Origin of the sequence: uncultured Gimesia sp. (genome assembly GCF_937910335.1) — a bacterium.
Lineage (GTDB): Bacteria > Planctomycetota > Planctomycetia > Planctomycetales > Planctomycetaceae > Gimesia.
In genome coordinates, this window is sequence record NZ_CALEMX010000408.1 from 1 (window position 1) to 16392 (window position 16392).

The window sequence follows — 16392 nt, forward strand, 5'->3', positions numbered from 1 at the left end:
CCCTCCTCTGACTGCCACCCTCGACGCTCTAATAAGAAACGTTCCCTCCTGTTTAGTCCGTTGCCTAAAAAACATTTGATCATTGAGTAAAAAAATGACAATACAATTTGATTGTCCCTATTGCACATCCACCTTGAAAGTACCAGATGCTACAGCTGGTAAGCAGGGAGACTGTCCGCGCTGTGGCACGAAGCTGGTGATCCCCAATCCGCTTGCAGAGGGAGCGCAAGGCTCGTCGGTGGCTCCTGCAGAAAACGTGACACCTCCGGCCCCGCAACCACCTGTTGAATCGTTGCCTACACCAGATCAATCGGTTGCTCAGGCTGACGACTCAGCTGTGGAGCCGGCTGAATCGAGACCGATGACGAGTATGACCTCACTTTATTTACGTAAGCGACGATCATCGAATCTGGGCGGTATTCTACTTTTTGTCTTTTTCTTTAGTCTGATGCTGGGAATCGCGTGGTATTTTTACTGGTTCTATGGTCCCCGTCTCGAAGGGCATCTGGTAGCAGCTCGGTTAAATTCTGAAACGGCAAAGCTGGAGCAACGGTTGCAGTCCTCAGGGTTAGAACTGTCTGACGAAATGATTCAAGCGGTCAATCTAAGTCTGAAAACAGTTCCCCGGCGCGTGAAGAGCGATTTATTGGAGATGTTATTTTATGGGCCCGAAAAGGGAGGCTTGAATATCCGATTGAAGCCGGGTGCGAAGACAGAACTGGTTCGTGTAGATCTGATGGGAGATCCTGCACTGATGGATTACATCAGCAAAAATGGAGTGGAGTTGGATCAGCCCCGGCTCGTAGAATTTCAAACTGAACTGAAACGGTTTTATACCGACTGGTACCAATTCCTGGAAACAGGGGAAGCCATGCCGGACCTGATTCACTATCGAAACAAGGTTGGCTTGAATTCCATGATGGGAGGCCTGGGTTATCATATTGAAGCCCGTGTGAATAATAAAATTTATCCCTGTGTGCATGATGATTTTCAGGGGGGGCTTTATTTTCTGGTGCCTAAGGGGACGTTACAATTCAATATTCTGGGACGCACAATGGAGAATGGATGGACGCCGTTTCCTGGAAAGTACGTCGTTCAAGTCACTCAGCAATACTCGGGTTCGTCTGAATAAATACGGTTTAAAGAAAATCAACCACCACTGAATCAGCCAGCAGGCAGCCTGCTGGCGTCAATCGAACGTGTGTTGCTGTTTCCTCTAGAAAACCTGCAGCAAGGTGTTTCTGGATTGCTGCTTGTGATAAGTCGTAGAGATCGAAACCATACCGAGTAGCAAACTCAGCGACGTTGATACCGGCCCGGCGTCTTAAACTGAAAATGATTGCTTCACGGGCACGATTCTCAGGCGACAATTCTTCCTGATCTGCGATGGGTGATTCTCCCGCATTGATTCGTTTCAACCAGGTTACGACACTGCGGTGGTTTTGTCGGCGGATACCATTCAGATAACTGGCAGCGCCAGGACCAAAACCAAAATAGGGATGTCCGGTCCAGTAGACTTCATTGTGTCGACATTCATATCCGGTGCGGGCAAAGTTAGAAATTTCGTAATGCTGTAAAGCATTGGATTCCAGATATTCCAGCGACCATTCATACATGACACCCGCTAGATCTTCCTCGGGTAAAATAAAGGCACCTGCTTTCTGTTGGCTCCAGAATGGTGTTCCTTTTTCAATGGTCAATCCATAAGTCGATATGTGTGGAATATTGAGTTGCACTGCAGCTGCGAGAGACGTTTTCCAGCATTCCAGTGTCTGGCCGGGGACGGCAAAGATGAGATCGAGACTGACATTCTCAATTTGGGATTGCAGGGCTTGGACAATATCAAAAATCTGTTGAGGTTCATGGTCTCGTTCCAGAAATGTGAGGACTTCCGCATCGAAGGATTGCACGCCTAGACTCACCCGATTTACGCCGGTTTGTTTTAGAAAGTCTTTTTTTTCATCAGTCAAATTCAACGGATTGGCTTCGATACTGAATTCATAATCATCTGCTAAACGAAAATGAGAGAAAACGGCATCCAATAATCTTTGCAGTTGATTTATGCTGAGATGCGTTGGTGTGCCACCACCTAGAAACAGGGTTTTTAGTTCGATTCCTTCGCCGACTTCGGACAATTGCTGTTCCATCGCTTCCAGATAGGCATCGATCAGATGATCTTTTTGTGCAACGAGTGTGAAATCGCAATAGCCGCATCGATGCAGGCAGAAGGGGATATGGATATAAGCAGAGCTGGGAGTTTCCTGTTGTAACACATGCATGAATCCGCTGGCTGTGTCGGCGTGCAGAAGTTTATTGAGAGAGGACTTCGCTAAACGGTGCATCACTGAAGCTCAATGCAGCCAGGACATGAGCCAAAGTTAAAATCGCATCGCATGTGGGAACCGTCTCATGGAACCAATGATATCCTGTCTGACTTCCTACGTAAACGGCCTGCTGTTTCTGCATTTGAAGATAAGAGTCTGCCAACGTTCCATTGTGCGTATGAATGTTCCATCCGGCAGGGATGTCTGTGAATTTTTCCTGAGTTTCCTGATCCAGGACAAATACTTTCTCTGCATGTTCGGCTGCCATTGCTTTCATTAAGAACTGTGAAACCAGATGGTGTGGCAGGAGAGAACCTGTTTGATCAAAAAATGCACTGCAACGACTGTCATCTTCAATCATCATTCCCAGATCAAAGTCTCCGGATTGTAAATGGCGGCTCATTTTAAGTACATCCGGATCTGATGAGTTGAGCAAGTCACGCTTTTGATGGGGAATGTCTATCCAGGAGAGCTGGCAGGGGAGTTTTTCAAATAGCGAATTGAGAGTTTCTCTCACCAATCTTAAAGAGCAGGCGATTGAAATTTTCAGAGGCCTTAGTGCATGGAAATGTTTACTGTACTGGGCGCGATAGGATTCCAGGGGATGAAATGTTCGTTGTGAGCCGGGCTGTCGTGAAGCTCTGCCAAATCCGATTTGAATGATGTCCTGGATTTTTTCCAAACCCTGTCCTGTAGAAACGGGCTGTGAATTTTCTCGCAGAAAGTCGAGTCCTGTATATGAAGGTCCATATTGAGATCCCGTGACCATGATGGCGCCTTGTGCCTGTAAATGAGTCATCGCGAATGAGAGCATCGCGGGTACGGTCAGCCCGAGGTCAATCACCCTGCAGCCATTTCTACGCAGAGCGCTGGCAACGCCTGTGATAATGTCGGGTGAAGAAGGGCGTTCGTCAAAGCCGATGACCACACTGGGGCCTCGACTTTTCTCCGTATTGAAAAGCGGACGTGACTGATCTCTTGTAGGAATCGCATGTGGCGCTGTTTTCTGAGGCGCGATGCCTTTTAATGGCAGTGATTCCCAGAGCATATTTGAAAAGGCACCGGCGATGTGCGCTGCTTGAGTACGATTGATTTCGTTCAGATAAACGCCGCGCACGCCCTCATTGGTAAATAGGTCGTGAGTGGAGACCCTCTTTATTTGTGTTTGCTGGAGTCGTTTGACAGTTTGCGGTGATAGATTTCCCGTTTCTTCCCGGTGAGGACATTCACGGCATTTTGGATTAAAGGCTGCTAATCGCGATAGATGGATTGCTTTCGAAATGGGATAGTCTTCTCCCGGACACTGAAAAAACAGTTCGGCTGTCTGCATTAATACTGGCAGTGGCTGTTGTGGAGGGAGGGGTGACAAACCGGGAATCGGTATCTCTGAGGTTTCTTTGTTTCCAGTGTGAGATTCTGATTTCGGTGAAATAGTATTCATCTCCCAATGGATTTGTTTCTTCAATTTGCAGGAACCTCGGGTAGCGTCACTCGAATTCAAAGGCAAAATCGAGTGTAATATCAGATAAACAATCTCGGAGGCGATATCCCCGGATGGCTTGAATTCGAGCGTCAATTTACGTTATCCCAATGTTTCAGGTCAATAAGAGTTATTTATGAGCCAGCATGTCACCGAACTTCTGTTAAATCCTGCCCGGTATGAATTTGGTCCGGTTGTTGTCCTGCATGGTGATGATCGGTATATGAAGCAGGAGGCTATTAAGGCGATCGAGCCGGTGGTGCTGGGGGAAGATGAAGATACCAGTATCACTCGTTTTGATGGAATTCGACTAGCGAAAGAGAACGATGTATCTCCCTCAGCTCTACCTTCTACCCTGTTTGACGAGCTGAAAACCGTTTCCATGTGGGGAGATAAGCGTTTGGTGATCGTAGACGAAGCGGAAAAATTTGTGAGCGCTTATCGTGGAATGTTAGAAAAATATCTGGATGCTCCTTCGAAAAGTTCGCTATTGATTCTGGATGTGAAATCGTGGAGCAAAGCGACACGACTAGCCAAGCGAGTGGCGAAGATCGGGTTGGATTTCGAGTGTAAAGAACTCAAAGGGGGTCAACTGGCAAAATGGATTTGCGAGACGACTGCTCAAATACATCAAAAGCAGATCTCACGGGATGCGGCTTTATTGTTGATCGAACTGGTGGGAACTCATTGTGGACAAATACATCAAGAATTAGAAAAGTTATCGACATTTGTTGGCGAGCAGCCTCGGATTGGCCCCGATGATATTCGGGCTGTGGTAGGTGGTTGGAAGGCAGAGACCACGTGGGCTATGACAGGAGCCATTCGAGATGGCAACATCGGCAATGCACTTAAGTACCTGGATAACCTGTTAGTCGCTGGTGAAGCACCACAAAAAATTCTGGGTGGATTGACTTTTGTGTGGCGAAAATACTTTAAAGCCGCTCAGTTGGCTGTGCAGGGAACCCCTTTAAAACAAGCGTTAATTGAGGCAGGTGTCTTTCCTCGCGACATTGATAGTTCCGACCGGTATCTGCGCCGATTAAGTCGTCAGCGAGCCGAAAAAATCAGCCATTGGTTGCTTGAAGCGGATCTCAATCTCAAAGGGAACAGCCGTCTCGCGCCGCGGTTAGAACTGGAACAGCTTCTGTTTCTGCTCAGCGGAAAACCATAATCGCGAGGTTTTAATGGGTTCAATAAACCTGTCACCACCGGTGAATTCCACAAACTACCTTTCAAAATTCTTTATTTCTGCCCGGAATGAATCTTGCCTTGAATATGCCACAGGGGTATAACTCAGCGTTGATAAGGTTTTTGCGAAGCTCATTGACACTGTTCGAACCTTGCAGTGATTGTTAAAGTTTCGCCATTCTATTGGGATCGCAGACGCACATTGAGGTGAAGCATGTCGTCCGAACTCGTGGATCCAGATGATGCGTCCAGCATTTATGAGGAAGCTCCTCTGGAAGCGGATCGTCACAAATGGATCGAAAGCCAAAAGAATGGCTCTGATCTCGGCAAACTCGCTATTTCCGATTGGTATACAAATCATTGGTACTATTTTTGTATCGGAAAAAGGATTGAGCATCTATTGGGTAATCGCTGCTGGCAGGAATTCAGTGAAACTCATTTTGGGTTTTTGAAATCGCTTCAATTAGAAGATGATTTACTGGCAGACCGAATTCTTGATCGAATATTTTTGATGCGAATGGAAAATCTCGACATCATTATTTGGGCCAGAGAATGGAACTTAGAGCTTGAGCGTGTGATGGATATTCTCGAATTAATTGACATCAACTCTGCTCGTCTTGAACCAGTTTTATCCTGATTCAATATAGTGAATAATGGATGATTCGAAACCACCTTCGCCCTCTCCGGAAGATCAATCTCAGGTGGTTGCCGTTGATCGTCTGCGCGGGCTGTTCCGTGGTCTTCGCGTTGTCAGTCTATTGACGCTGTTGAGTCGTATTCTGGGCATGGTCCGTGATATCGGTATGGCGACGTTGTTCGGCAATGGTCCGATCATGGATTCCTTTTCCGTTGCTTTCAAATTACCCAATCTCATGCGGCGACTGTTGGGCGAAGGTGCGCTTTCAACGGCTTTTCTTCCGACCTATATTCGGGAGCATGAACAGAATGGTCGCGCGTCATCCTGGCAGCTGGTTACGGCGGTTCTGTTCTGGTTGATGGTATTTTCCACTTTAGTGGTAGCAGCTGGTGAAACGCTATTAATTATTTTGAGTACCACGGGAAATCCGGGATCGGAAGCACAACTTTTGTATTGGTTGTCTGGCCTGCTGTTACCCTATTTGATATTGATTTGCCTGGCCGCTCAGATCAACGCCACTTTACACGCACTCAATCATTTTTCCGTTCCTGCACTCCTTCCCACAATTTTGAATCTTTTCTGGATGGCGGGTATCTGGCTGATCGCGCCGTTCTTTGCCGAGCCGCATACAAAAATTACCGTCATATGCGTATCGATCCTGGTAGGAGGCGTCTTTCAATTATTATTGCCGTTATTGAAATTGTTTCGAATGGGTTATCGTCCCCGGATGAACTGGCAGAGAGGATTTACGCAGGTTCAAACCATCGCAATGATTATGGCACCGATTGTTGTGGGATTATCCATCACTCAACTTAATACTCTGATTGACAGTCTTCTGGCGTGGGGAATGGCACAACCGGAAGGAGTGCATACTGATACCTCTGATCTGAGTCTTCCCTTCTGGCAGATCTTTGAATCGGGAACAGCCTCCGCACTCTATTTTGGTCAAAGGATGTATCAGTTTCCTTTGGGAGTATTCGGTGTGGCGCTGGGAACGGTTCTGTATCCCCGGCTTTCCAGGCATGCGGAAAGAAAAGAGGGAGACTTTTTACGTCAGGATTTATTGTTGGGACTGCAACTGGTTCTGGGAGTAGGGTTGCCTGCTAGCATGGGGCTGTTTTTAATGGCAGAACCATTAGCACTGCTCTTGTTTCAATATGGTGACTTTAACGTATTTGACGCATTACAGACTGCCGAAATGATTCGCTATTATGGCATCGGCGTTTTTGCTTTTATGGCGGTGCTGATCCTGAATCGTGGATTCTATGCGATTGGTGATACGCGTACCCCTGTCAAGATTGGTGTGTTGATTGTGCTTTGTAATCTCAGCTTGAATTTGGTTCTGATCTGGTGGCTAAAGGGGAAAGGTCTCGCGCTGGCGACTTCTTTGTCTGCGATGATTCAGGCTGGTTTGAGTCTCTGGCTCATCAGAGAAAAAGTAGGGGCGCTTGATCTTTCAAAAATCCTGGGCACCTTCCTGCGGAGCTGCCTGGCAACGATCTTGATGGCGGTGATTATCATTCTGGAATTGCAGATGATTTCCGCTGCGGACGACTTTTTATATCGTTTGATGCGTGTCTTCATTCCCGTGTTTTCCGCAGTTGCCATGTATTTGCTGTTAGCACGTATGTTGGGGTTAGATGAAATCATGACACTGATGCGTTCTGTTAAGAAACCGGTCGACAAGGAGTAGTTTTCCGAACGGTCTCGATGAAATAAGCCAACAAGAGGAAATACGCCGACGGGAGAATTAGATACATGTTCCAATTTCACGTCTGGTGTTAATGTATTGGTTGGACGCAAAAAAAGAAAAGCCTTCCAGACATTTCCGGAAGGCTTAACTGAATTTGCTCTATTCTGTTTTTAAGTACTGTCACTGATTTAGAATTCGCCGAGGACTTCACCACCGCTGCGGGTACTCAATGCACGATAGGTATCCAGGTCGATATTCTCACTGATTGAGCGTGTAGAACCATCCATTAGCAGGGCATGTACGATGCCGATGTGATAGCTGCGGGCAGTGACAGCAGCATAAGTCGGGCTGGTGCATGATTTGGCTTCCCGGCAGGATGTGTAGTCACCTGCGCCTATCGCACCGCTGGCACTGGGTACAGAAATTTTGGTATTGGGAGTCAGAGTGGTGGTAAAACCTGTCTGATGAACGCGACCATCTACCCATTCTGTATGACCACTGTTGCCTTTGTTTGAACCGCCGCCACTAATTAACGACTCTATTCCGCCGGCAACACTGGGAGTTGTGGATGTGCCGGCATCGCCATCTCGATTGTAAGCAGTAAACGCTTTGACTTCCGCGAAACAGAGTGTGTTACTCATACCATCAGTGAAATCGCGTGGCTTCGTTTTGCTGTTCGGATAAAACGCACCATCGCCACCACTCAGGTTGGAATTGGTAAAGACCCGCCAGGTCCCCCCATTATATCCGTAGCTGACTGGATAGTGTTCCGGTGCGCCGGCGGAAGTCAGGCGTGTTTTGTCATTCACTTCGCTGGGACACATGAAGAAAGGAGTCCGCGTATAAGCAATACTGAGGTCGGTTTGGTTATCATAGGTTTTAGTAAAATCAATTTTGTTAAACAGATTCGCGCCATCTGCATAGGGGAGGAGACGGGCATGAATTGACCATTGCCCCCCTTGGGTGTATCCACCGGCCCCATCTGGACTGACGCAAAAGGCAGGTGGGAATGCTGTGAACGCACTTTGGTAGTTGTGTAATGCCAGTCCAATTTGCTTCAGGTTATTTTTGCATTGACTGCGACGAGCCGCTTCACGTGCCTGCTGCACTGCAGGCAGCAGGAGAGCAATCAAGATCGCGATAATCGCGATGACGACCAGAAGCTCAATGAGTGTAAATCCGTGATTGCGTTCCCCGGGTTTCCGGCTTTGTTGAGATTGTTGCCCCATTTCTTTTCTACCTCCTAAAAAAGATGCTGGCAACGTGCAAACTGATACTACGAGTATCGGAATGGGAAGGCCGTCTTGCCGTGATTTCAGTAAACTGTTTCTACTTGACAAAGGGTCCTTGTTGACACTGAGTCTCAAAGTCAGTATGTTAGCCGCAAGTTGAGATGCTGACAAGTTTGAATGGCCTCTGATTTTCACATTTTTTTATGTGAAAATCAGGATTTTCGCGAATATGGCGGCAAATTGATGCACTTTGAGGCTTCATTTTTGATTGCCCCGTTCATCTCAAGTCAGAAGCGTCTCATTATCAGGAAGTGACTTGAAGTGTCGTGCTGAGGCTATGAAACCCTGAAATTAAGTAAGAAATAGAATTATTTATGAGTGATCCGAAAAAAGAAGAATCCATCCTAGCCAAACCAGATGTCAAAGCGGAAATCGCTGCAGAAGTCATTTCCTCGGAAGCGATTCTCAAAGGGAATTCTGAGGTGTTAATTCAGCATGGAGACTCAATATACCGCTTGCGCATCACCCAAAACGGGAAACTGATCCTTTGTAAGTAGCAATCCCGATCACAGTTTTGGTGCGTTATTATAAGAGTGAAGTGAGAGTATCTCAGGAAGGTTTGGATGACCTACTGTGAAAAAGCAATCTGCAGGCTCTCAAGAATATCCTGCTCCAGAGCTGGATCGCGTCCGCGGGGAATCCAGCCCGGAGTGGAACTACGTTCTTGTACCAGATTGAGATCACGCCTCAGGCTGAGTTCCTGTTGAAAGGTTGCGCCGCCCGGTGCACTTGATGTTTGAGTATGAACGTCTTCAATTTCCTTGAAAGCTTCGACTCCCAGCAAATAGCCCCCTTCTATGGGTGTCACACTGACAAAAACTCTGCGTCGGATCGATTGCAGGCTACTTTCCATGCGATTGTCGAAGCCTACGGAATCGCCGTGCCAGGGTTCTAATAAATTGGATCCCACTTTGTATCCTGTTTCAATCCTGCCATCCAGCTTGTTTTCTCGGGCGATCGTAAATTTATAGGTGTGGATCGTATCGACCACCCGCTCCCAAACGACATCTTGATTGGTTCCCGAAATTTGAATCGGACTCGACGGAGTTGCTGGCGCAGCATGAAATCCACTCGATGCACAACTGGTACATAAAGTACATAACATGATAAATTTTATGAGGTTACAAATCATATCCGGGTGTCGTCACTCAGACTACTTTACGAAATCTCGCTGCCGGGACAGGCTAAATCAGAGTGTTCAATCGTTAATTGATTTGACAGGGAAAGTGAAAGGGGATTGGCTGACTCTTTTCAGATAGCCGCGCAGTTTCCCAGATTGATAATTCTGGGGCAAGATCACTTTGAAAATCCATTTGTAATGTTTGTTCAATAAGTTCCCGAGCCTACTCACAGAAAAGAATTCTGTTTAGAATAATTGTTTGAAGTGATTGTCTTAAAACGTTTTAACCACTTTACAGGTAAGCATCATGGAATACTTTGCAGACGTACCCCAAATTGAATACGAAGGCCCTCAGAGCAAAAATCCACTTGCGTTCAAGCATTACAATCCGGAAGAGATTCTGGAAGGGCAGTCGATGCGGGATCTCTTCCGATTCAGTATCTGTTATTGGCATACATTCCGTGGAACGGGAAGTGATCCGTTTGGGTCTGCAACGCTTCAACGTCCGTGGGATGATGGTTCGAATTCCATCGAGAATGCTCTTAAGCGAGTGGATGTGGCTTTTGAATTCTTTGAAAAATTACAAGCCCCATATTACTGTTTCCACGACAAAGATGTTTCTCCCGATGGCGCAACTCTGAAAGAGGCGAACGAAAATTTTGATCAGATCGCCGATAAGTTATTGGAATCTCAAGAGCGCACCGGCATTAAGCTCTTATGGGGGACTGCCAACATGTTTTCGCATCCGCGTTTCATGCATGGTGCTGCCACGAGCCCGAATGCCGATGTCTTTGCCTATGCTGCAGCGCAGGTCAAAAAAGCGATGGAAGTAACTCATCGGCTGGGTGGAGAAAATTATGTGTTCTGGGGTGGCCGTGAAGGCTATATGAATTTATTCAATACTGATATGAAACGCGAACTGGATCATTTAGCGCGATTCATGCACATGGCGGTAGAGCATGCTCAGAAAATTGGATTCAAAGGACAGTTTCTGTTTGAGCCCAAACCAAAAGAACCCACGAAACATCAGTATGATTTTGACGCTGCTGCCTGTCTGAATTTCCTGCGTGCTAATGATTTAATGGATCATGTTAAACTGAATATTGAAACGAACCATGCGACACTAGCTGGTCATACCATGATGCATGAACTGGTTTACTCTTCGTTTCAGGGAGCCTTGGGAAGTATTGACGCAAACACCGGAGATTTATTACTTGGCTGGGACACCGATCAGTTTCCCACTGATATTTATCTGACGACTCAATGTATGTTGGCGATTTTCGATCAGGGGGGATTGGCCCCCGGTGGTGTCAATTTTGATGCCAAAGTTCGCAGGGAAAGCTTTGAGCCGATCGATTTGTTTTATGCACATATCGGTGGTATGGATGCTTTTGCCCGTGGCGCGAAAATCGCGGCGCAGATTCGTAAAGACGGTGTTCTTTCTGATTTTGTCGCTAAACGATATGCCAGTTACGATGAAGGCATCGGCAAACAAATCGAATCGGGCGGTGTTTCTTTTTCCGATCTGGAAACTTATATGCTGGAGAAAGGTGATTCTGCCCCTAATTTGAGCGGTCGTCAGGAATGGATTGAAAATGTAATCAATGATTATCTCTGATCGATAAATGACTTTCATTTTTGAAGTGAAAATAACTCTTTGTATTCATTGAATACAAAGAGTTGTTTTTTTGTTTACCTCGACGGAATTTTATCTCTGCGCACTGCGAAATTCGGGAGTATGCTTTATTCAGGGTCTTAATCCCTGTTTTTTTTAAGCATGGTTGTATCGATTTTACCGCTTATGAAATCTTTTTAGATTCGGTATGACAGAACGAATTCGATCGTGTTGTATGAGCCTCTTGATATCACAAAAATTACGAGGAAGAGAGATGATTAATTCAATTATGGATACCTGCCGAGAGTATTCCACTTTTTATGCCAACTATCTGAATAAGAGGTGGGATAATATTTCACCGATGGAATACGGCCTGGTTCTGGTAGCGATCGCAGTCATTGGCTGGTTGCTGATGAGAAATGGCGCCCGTAAAATCTGAGCAGTCATTTTTAAATTGCCTGCGCGAATTTGATGCTGGTGAAAAGACCGGTTTCGCCTCCCAGAATGTCTGGATGTTCCTCTCTCAGAATTCCTCTTGCCTGCTTTTAGAAAATGACTAAGATTCCCGTCCTTCCTGTGGGAGCTTGTTTGAATTGATCCAAAAAGAACACCTTGTTTTTTGTTTTTTTTGAAAAACGATGCAATCAGTCAGTCCACTGAATGCCGATGAATTCAACAACCATCGGGATAATGATATTTTATTATATTAAAAAAATGCCTGACGGATGGTGAATTTTTTATTTTTCACTCAATTCACCCGTCGACGATGGCATTGGTTACACATACAATAGAGCTAGATAGTATTCTGTCGTTTCAATTTCCGTCGGAGGATCCTAAACCTATGCATGGACCGGAATCATTAGTGGTGAGTGCTTAGCACTACCCGATTCGCCGTCCTTCTTGCAGCGACCCCACCGTCGCAACGTAATGACAGTAATACGATAAAAGTCGTGACCTCAACGAGGCACGGCTTTTTTTTACAGATGGTGAAAATTTGCACTCAACCAGTGGCATAAGAGCGGCATAAGAAATAGATCAGTTCTCAAAGAAAGTGCGTTCCGTTCTTGAAGCCTGTCGTCGGAATTGGCACAATCAAAGAGCTCGAGCCTGTCGTTGAATTCTGTAAGAGTGAACTATCATATGAATGTGTCTAAGTCTTCTCTCGGCAAATCTTTTTCTCAGACGTTTCTGAAATCATTTTCCCGATCAAAACTTTTTTTGAAAGGGAATTTGTGGGTTTGGCCGATTCTCGGAACGATATTATTATTAATCGTCGGATTCATCGTGCGGTCAGTCGTTGAACAGTCGAGTAAGCAGACCGTCTCAGATAATCTGGTGACGATACTCAATGCTGATGTGGCCGCATTAAGTATCTGGCTGGAGCGTGAAGAATCGACGGCGGAAGTGCTGGCAAATGAATCTCGGATTCAAGAATTGGCGAAAGAACTCGTCACGATTGATCAACAGAACCCCGATGATAATCAAGCCTTGTTGCGTTCAAAATCCTTAACAGAACTTCGGAAAGAGTTCGAATCGGAACTGGAGCATCTGGGATATTTGGATGTCGGTCTCTTCAACCTCAATGGAAAGGTTTTAGCGTCCACCCGCGATGAACCAATTGGTCGCGCAGACTTGCCGATTCAGAAATCAGCACTGGATCAAGTGCGTCAAGGAGAAGCTACTGTCACGCGTCCCTTTGAGAGTGTCTTTGCGCGCAAGGATGATTCGGGTGTCTTAAAAGCCAGTTTACCTACGATGCTCGCCATGGCGCCAGTTAAAGATGAATCGGGAGAAATCATTGCGGCTTTGGCCTTATTGATTCGGCCTGAAGTCAATTTTACTCGTATCCTGTCTGTTGCCAGGGCAGGGAAAACGGGAGAAACATATGCCTTTGATAAAAAAGGTGTCATGTTGTCTCAAAGTCGGTTTGATGAAGATTTAAAGCAGATTGGATTAATACCAGACCGCGAAGATGCCCGCTCGATTCTGAATATTCAAATTCGTGACCCAGAGGTCAATATGGTCAGCGGAAATCGTCCGACTTTAAGACTTGCAGATCGGCCTTTGACTCAGATGGCCTCTACCGCTGTTCAAAATCAGAGCGGTGTAGATGTGAATGGATACAGAGATTACCGTGGAGTTCCTGTAGTAGGAGCGTGGACATGGCTGCCCGAATTTGAAATGGGGGTTGCGACTGAGATGGATATGACAGAAGCATATCGACCCATTTATCTGCTGCGGTATAGCTTTTGGGGACTATTTGGCTTGTTGGCACTGGGGTCTGTTGCCATATTCATCTTTACCGTGATGCTTGCGAAAAAAGAACAGGAAACCCGAAGTGCCGTAATTAAAGCAAAACAATTGGGTCAGTACTCGCTCGATGAAAAACTGGGTGAAGGGGGCATGGGAGTAGTCTATCGCGGACATCATGCCATGCTGCGGCGACCAACGGCAATCAAGCTACTGAATATTGAGAAAACAACGGATGAAGCTGTTGCCCGTTTTGAGCGCGAAGTGCAGATGACCAGTCAACTGAATCATCCGAATACAATTGCCATTTATGATTACGGTCGCACGCCGGAAGGTGTGTTTTATTATGCGATGGAATTACTGGAAGGCATTGATCTCGATGAACTGGTCAAAAAATTTGGTGTCCTGCCGGAAAGTCGCGCGATTCATCTATTGAAACAGATTGCCGGTTCGCTTTCTGAAGCTCACGATCTGGGAGTCATTCACCGGGATGTGAAACCGGCTAATATCTTTTTGACGCATCGTGGAGGCGTTTATGATTTCATCAAACTACTGGATTTTGGTCTGGTGAAGGCCATCGACGGAAGAGAACAGGCATCTTTGACTTCCGCTAACGCCATGGCGGGTACACCCATGTATCTTTCTCCCGAGGGGATTAATACTCCCGACAAAGTGGATGCCCGCAGTGACCTTTATGCCTTTGGGGCTGTCGCCTTTTATCTGCTAACGGGAACAACTGTGTTTGACGGTGAATCAATCATTGAAATCTGCATGAAGCATACTCGGGAACAGCCCGATACTCCTTCCCGGCGATTAGGGAAACCTGTGTCCGAGGGTCTGGAGCAAATCATTATGCAATGTCTTGAAAAAGATCCTGCCAGACGACCTGAGTCAGCGGGAGAACTCGTCCAGCAACTTTCTGAATGTCAGTTAGACGAGAAGTGGACGATTCAGGATGCCAGTGAATGGTGGAAACATAATATGGTTTTTGGTGCCACATTGATTCAATCGTCTCCTGAGATGGAACCTGCGACCAGTTCCACGCCTGATGCGACCTTGATCGTCAATCTATCGAATGAAAAGTAAGCGTGTGATTGATGTTACCCAGAACGATTTTAAAGACTGCACATTTCAGCGTGTCATTTTTTGCTCGTTTCCAGCGGGACAAAAATGGGAGGATCGGTGCTTGTATCGGAGGGAGAACCGGGTCGATTTGCCAGTATCCCTGGTGCTGCTGTCTGGCTATGGTCGGTTCCAGCGTAGACACCGAAATCGTTGAAGAAAAATTTCTTGGCGATCCGATACACCCAGCTCTTTTCTGGTACTTCATTTCCAGGTGAGTATTGTGATGTCCGCGTTTCGAGATTTTCCAGTTCCTGGAGTGCCTGTTTGCGTGCTGTGGAATCTTTGGCTCCATGTTTATTGACCAGATCGATCAGCAAATCGGGACGCTCGAGAATAATACAACCACGCGTATTTTGCTGCACAACCTGTCGAAAATCTTTCAAAAATTCCGATTGTACAAATTTTTCTTTCAAAGTTTTTGTTTTATCGTGAATGGATTCCGTGGCAAACTGGATGACAGGACAGGGTTCAATATCTCCCCAGGGGTTGATATGGTGGCTGAGTCCCGTCGCAGCCGGGCAGAGGGCGGCACCATCGTGGTCAAAATAGGCATCGATCACGGCAATTGGTTTTCGGGAACGGATATCCACAACAAACTTTCGGGCGCGTAATTGCTCTTCCGGTGAAAGGGCTAATTCCGGGTTTGGTTCCGGTCCTGCCACACGATAGATGTGATACCAGCAATACATCACGCCCATTTCAATGAGCTTATCAACCCACTCTTCGGTAAGTAGATCATCAATGTTGGATTTACACAAACTGGTGCAGACTCCCGTGAGCAATTTATTATTCAGGCAATTTTGTATGCCCTGCATTGTCTTTTCATAGACATCATTGCGCCCTCTGCGGAGATTGCTGATTATTTCATTGCCTTCCACACTGATCAGGGGAGTTGCGTTACCCAGCTTGCGAAGCTTTTTGGCAATTTCATCTGTGATAAACTGGCCGTTTGTAAAAATCTGAAAATAACAGTCCGGGTGTCGTTCCAGGATTTCCAGTAATTGAGGATGCATAAAAGGCTCTCCCCCCAGTATCCCGAAAAAAGAATTCCCCATTTCCTTCGCTTCGGAAATGAGTTTGGACATTGCTTCGACATCAATTTTTTCCTGCTTGGCTGCTACATCAACCCAACAACCCTGACAGCGCAGGTTACAACTATTAATGACCGAGATATAAAGAAAGGGGGGGAAGAATTCTCCGCGTTTCAGACGCTTTTTATGCTTGTGGACTGAAAGTGCGCCTTTGAATCCAAAATTGTAAGCCAACTTCCAGACGAGGCGTTTATCTGTCTCCAGCAAGACGCGTTTGGCCATTTTGAAATACATAAAGGGTCTCAGTTCTGTAGGAGTATACAATTTTGTGAACAAGATTGTTCAACACAGTCAATTCTACTCATTAAGGAGTCTAGAAGCACCTGTATCCATGAAAAAATACTCAGAATTAATGCATAGTACACAAACATTACAGTACTCACTGTAAATTGCATGAATTTCATGCTATAATGCATAGTTCTGAAATTTCTTTTTTTGACTTTAGAGTATAATTCTTATAGTTTCTAAATTTAAATAAAGACGGTATCAGCCGCTCAAACTGAAAATCCTGTATTTTGATTCAAAATGATAAAGAGCCAGAGGCAATTGATGGAGCTAGTTGGACGTAGATACGATA

Annotated in this window: 13 protein-coding genes; 8 read left to right on the top strand and 5 right to left on the bottom strand. The window is 46.0% G+C overall.

Annotation, left to right across the window (positions count from 1 at the left end; genetic code table 11):
* Positions 1–94 precede the first annotated feature (94 nt).
* On the top strand, positions 95–1132 hold the full coding sequence (locus tag Q0668_RS16065) for a hypothetical protein (RefSeq protein WP_298866474.1): 1038 nt from the start codon (positions 95–97) through the stop codon (positions 1130–1132).
* Between the two features lie 7 nt (positions 1133–1139).
* Here Q0668_RS16065 and hemW read toward each other — a convergent pair whose 3' ends face one another.
* Positions 1140–2342, bottom strand: coding sequence for a radical SAM family heme chaperone HemW (gene hemW, locus Q0668_RS16070; RefSeq protein WP_298866476.1), 1203 nt, complete (start codon positions 2340–2342; stop codon positions 1140–1142).
* The gene (locus Q0668_RS16075; protein WP_298866478.1) at positions 2311–3789 is read right to left on the bottom strand and encodes a hypothetical protein; all 1479 of its coding nucleotides are present in this window, start codon (positions 3787–3789) and stop codon (positions 2311–2313) included. Before Q0668_RS16075 ends, hemW begins: the two co-directional genes overlap by 32 nt.
* Before the next feature lie 151 nt (positions 3790–3940).
* Here Q0668_RS16075 and holA point away from each other — a divergent pair, with 151 nt between their 5' ends.
* From holA to murJ, 3 genes are all read left to right on the top strand, one after another.
* A complete protein-coding gene (gene holA / locus Q0668_RS16080) occupies positions 3941–4975 on the top strand; it encodes a DNA polymerase III subunit delta (RefSeq protein ID WP_298866480.1) in 1035 nt (344 codons plus the stop codon).
* 231 nt (positions 4976–5206) lie between these two features.
* Positions 5207–5629: a hypothetical protein gene (locus Q0668_RS16085; RefSeq protein ID WP_298866482.1), complete on the top strand. Its 423-nt coding sequence runs from the start codon at positions 5207–5209 to the stop codon at positions 5627–5629.
* A gap of 16 nt (positions 5630–5645) precedes the next feature.
* Positions 5646–7322: a murein biosynthesis integral membrane protein MurJ gene (gene murJ / locus Q0668_RS16090; RefSeq protein WP_298866484.1), complete on the top strand. Its 1677-nt coding sequence runs from the start codon at positions 5646–5648 to the stop codon at positions 7320–7322.
* Positions 7323–7510: 188 nt separating this feature from the next.
* Here the strand turns inward: murJ and Q0668_RS16095 are convergent, their stop codons facing one another.
* Entirely contained in the window at positions 7511–8551 is a 1041-nt protein-coding gene (locus tag Q0668_RS16095; RefSeq protein ID WP_298866486.1) for a DUF1559 domain-containing protein, read from the bottom strand.
* A 377-nt stretch (positions 8552–8928) separates the two neighbouring features.
* Between Q0668_RS16095 and Q0668_RS16100 the strand changes: the two genes are divergently transcribed.
* Positions 8929–9111 carry a hemin uptake protein HemP gene (locus Q0668_RS16100; protein WP_298866488.1) on the top strand — a complete coding sequence of 61 codons (183 nt, stop codon included), beginning with the start codon at positions 8929–8931 and terminating at the stop codon, positions 9109–9111.
* A gap of 71 nt (positions 9112–9182) precedes the next feature.
* Here Q0668_RS16100 and Q0668_RS16105 read toward each other — a convergent pair whose 3' ends face one another.
* Entirely contained in the window at positions 9183–9719 is a 537-nt protein-coding gene (locus tag Q0668_RS16105; protein WP_298866489.1) for a hypothetical protein, read from the bottom strand.
* Positions 9720–10041: 322 nt separating this feature from the next.
* Between Q0668_RS16105 and xylA the strand changes: the two genes are divergently transcribed.
* The 3 genes from xylA to Q0668_RS16120 all read left to right on the top strand — a co-directional run bounded on the left by xylA (position 10042) and on the right by Q0668_RS16120 (position 14685).
* Positions 10042–11352, top strand: coding sequence for a xylose isomerase (gene xylA / locus Q0668_RS16110; RefSeq protein ID WP_298866491.1), 1311 nt, complete (start codon positions 10042–10044; stop codon positions 11350–11352).
* A gap of 271 nt (positions 11353–11623) precedes the next feature.
* Positions 11624–11788 carry a hypothetical protein gene (locus tag Q0668_RS16115; RefSeq protein ID WP_298866493.1) on the top strand — a complete coding sequence of 55 codons (165 nt, stop codon included), beginning with the start codon at positions 11624–11626 and terminating at the stop codon, positions 11786–11788.
* Between the two features lie 845 nt (positions 11789–12633).
* Positions 12634–14685 (top strand): serine/threonine protein kinase, encoded by a 2052-nt coding sequence (locus Q0668_RS16120; RefSeq protein ID WP_298866495.1) that lies wholly within the window; start codon positions 12634–12636, stop codon positions 14683–14685.
* Positions 14686–14738: 53 nt separating this feature from the next.
* Here Q0668_RS16120 and Q0668_RS16125 read toward each other — a convergent pair whose 3' ends face one another.
* On the bottom strand, positions 14739–16049 hold the full coding sequence (locus Q0668_RS16125) for a radical SAM/SPASM domain-containing protein (protein WP_298866497.1): 1311 nt from the start codon (positions 16047–16049) through the stop codon (positions 14739–14741).
* Positions 16050–16392: the final 343 nt, after the last annotated feature.

Coding starts and splice junctions, on each gene's coding strand:
- Q0668_RS16065 (WP_298866474.1), top strand. CDS start 95: ATGACAATACAATTTGATTGTCCCTATTGCACATCCACCTTGAAAGTA.
- hemW (WP_298866476.1), bottom strand. CDS start 2,342: ATGCACCGTTTAGCGAAGTCCTCTCTCAATAAACTTCTGCACGCCGAC.
- holA (WP_298866480.1), top strand. CDS start 3,941: ATGAGCCAGCATGTCACCGAACTTCTGTTAAATCCTGCCCGGTATGAA.
- Q0668_RS16085 (WP_298866482.1), top strand. CDS start 5,207: ATGTCGTCCGAACTCGTGGATCCAGATGATGCGTCCAGCATTTATGAG.
- murJ (WP_298866484.1), top strand. CDS start 5,646: ATGGATGATTCGAAACCACCTTCGCCCTCTCCGGAAGATCAATCTCAG.
- Q0668_RS16095 (WP_298866486.1), bottom strand. CDS start 8,551: ATGGGGCAACAATCTCAACAAAGCCGGAAACCCGGGGAACGCAATCAC.
- Q0668_RS16100 (WP_298866488.1), top strand. CDS start 8,929: ATGAGTGATCCGAAAAAAGAAGAATCCATCCTAGCCAAACCAGATGTC.
- Q0668_RS16105 (WP_298866489.1), bottom strand. CDS start 9,719: ATGTTATGTACTTTATGTACCAGTTGTGCATCGAGTGGATTTCATGCT.
- xylA (WP_298866491.1), top strand. CDS start 10,042: ATGGAATACTTTGCAGACGTACCCCAAATTGAATACGAAGGCCCTCAG.
- Q0668_RS16115 (WP_298866493.1), top strand. CDS start 11,624: ATGATTAATTCAATTATGGATACCTGCCGAGAGTATTCCACTTTTTAT.
- Q0668_RS16125 (WP_298866497.1), bottom strand. CDS start 16,049: ATGTATTTCAAAATGGCCAAACGCGTCTTGCTGGAGACAGATAAACGC.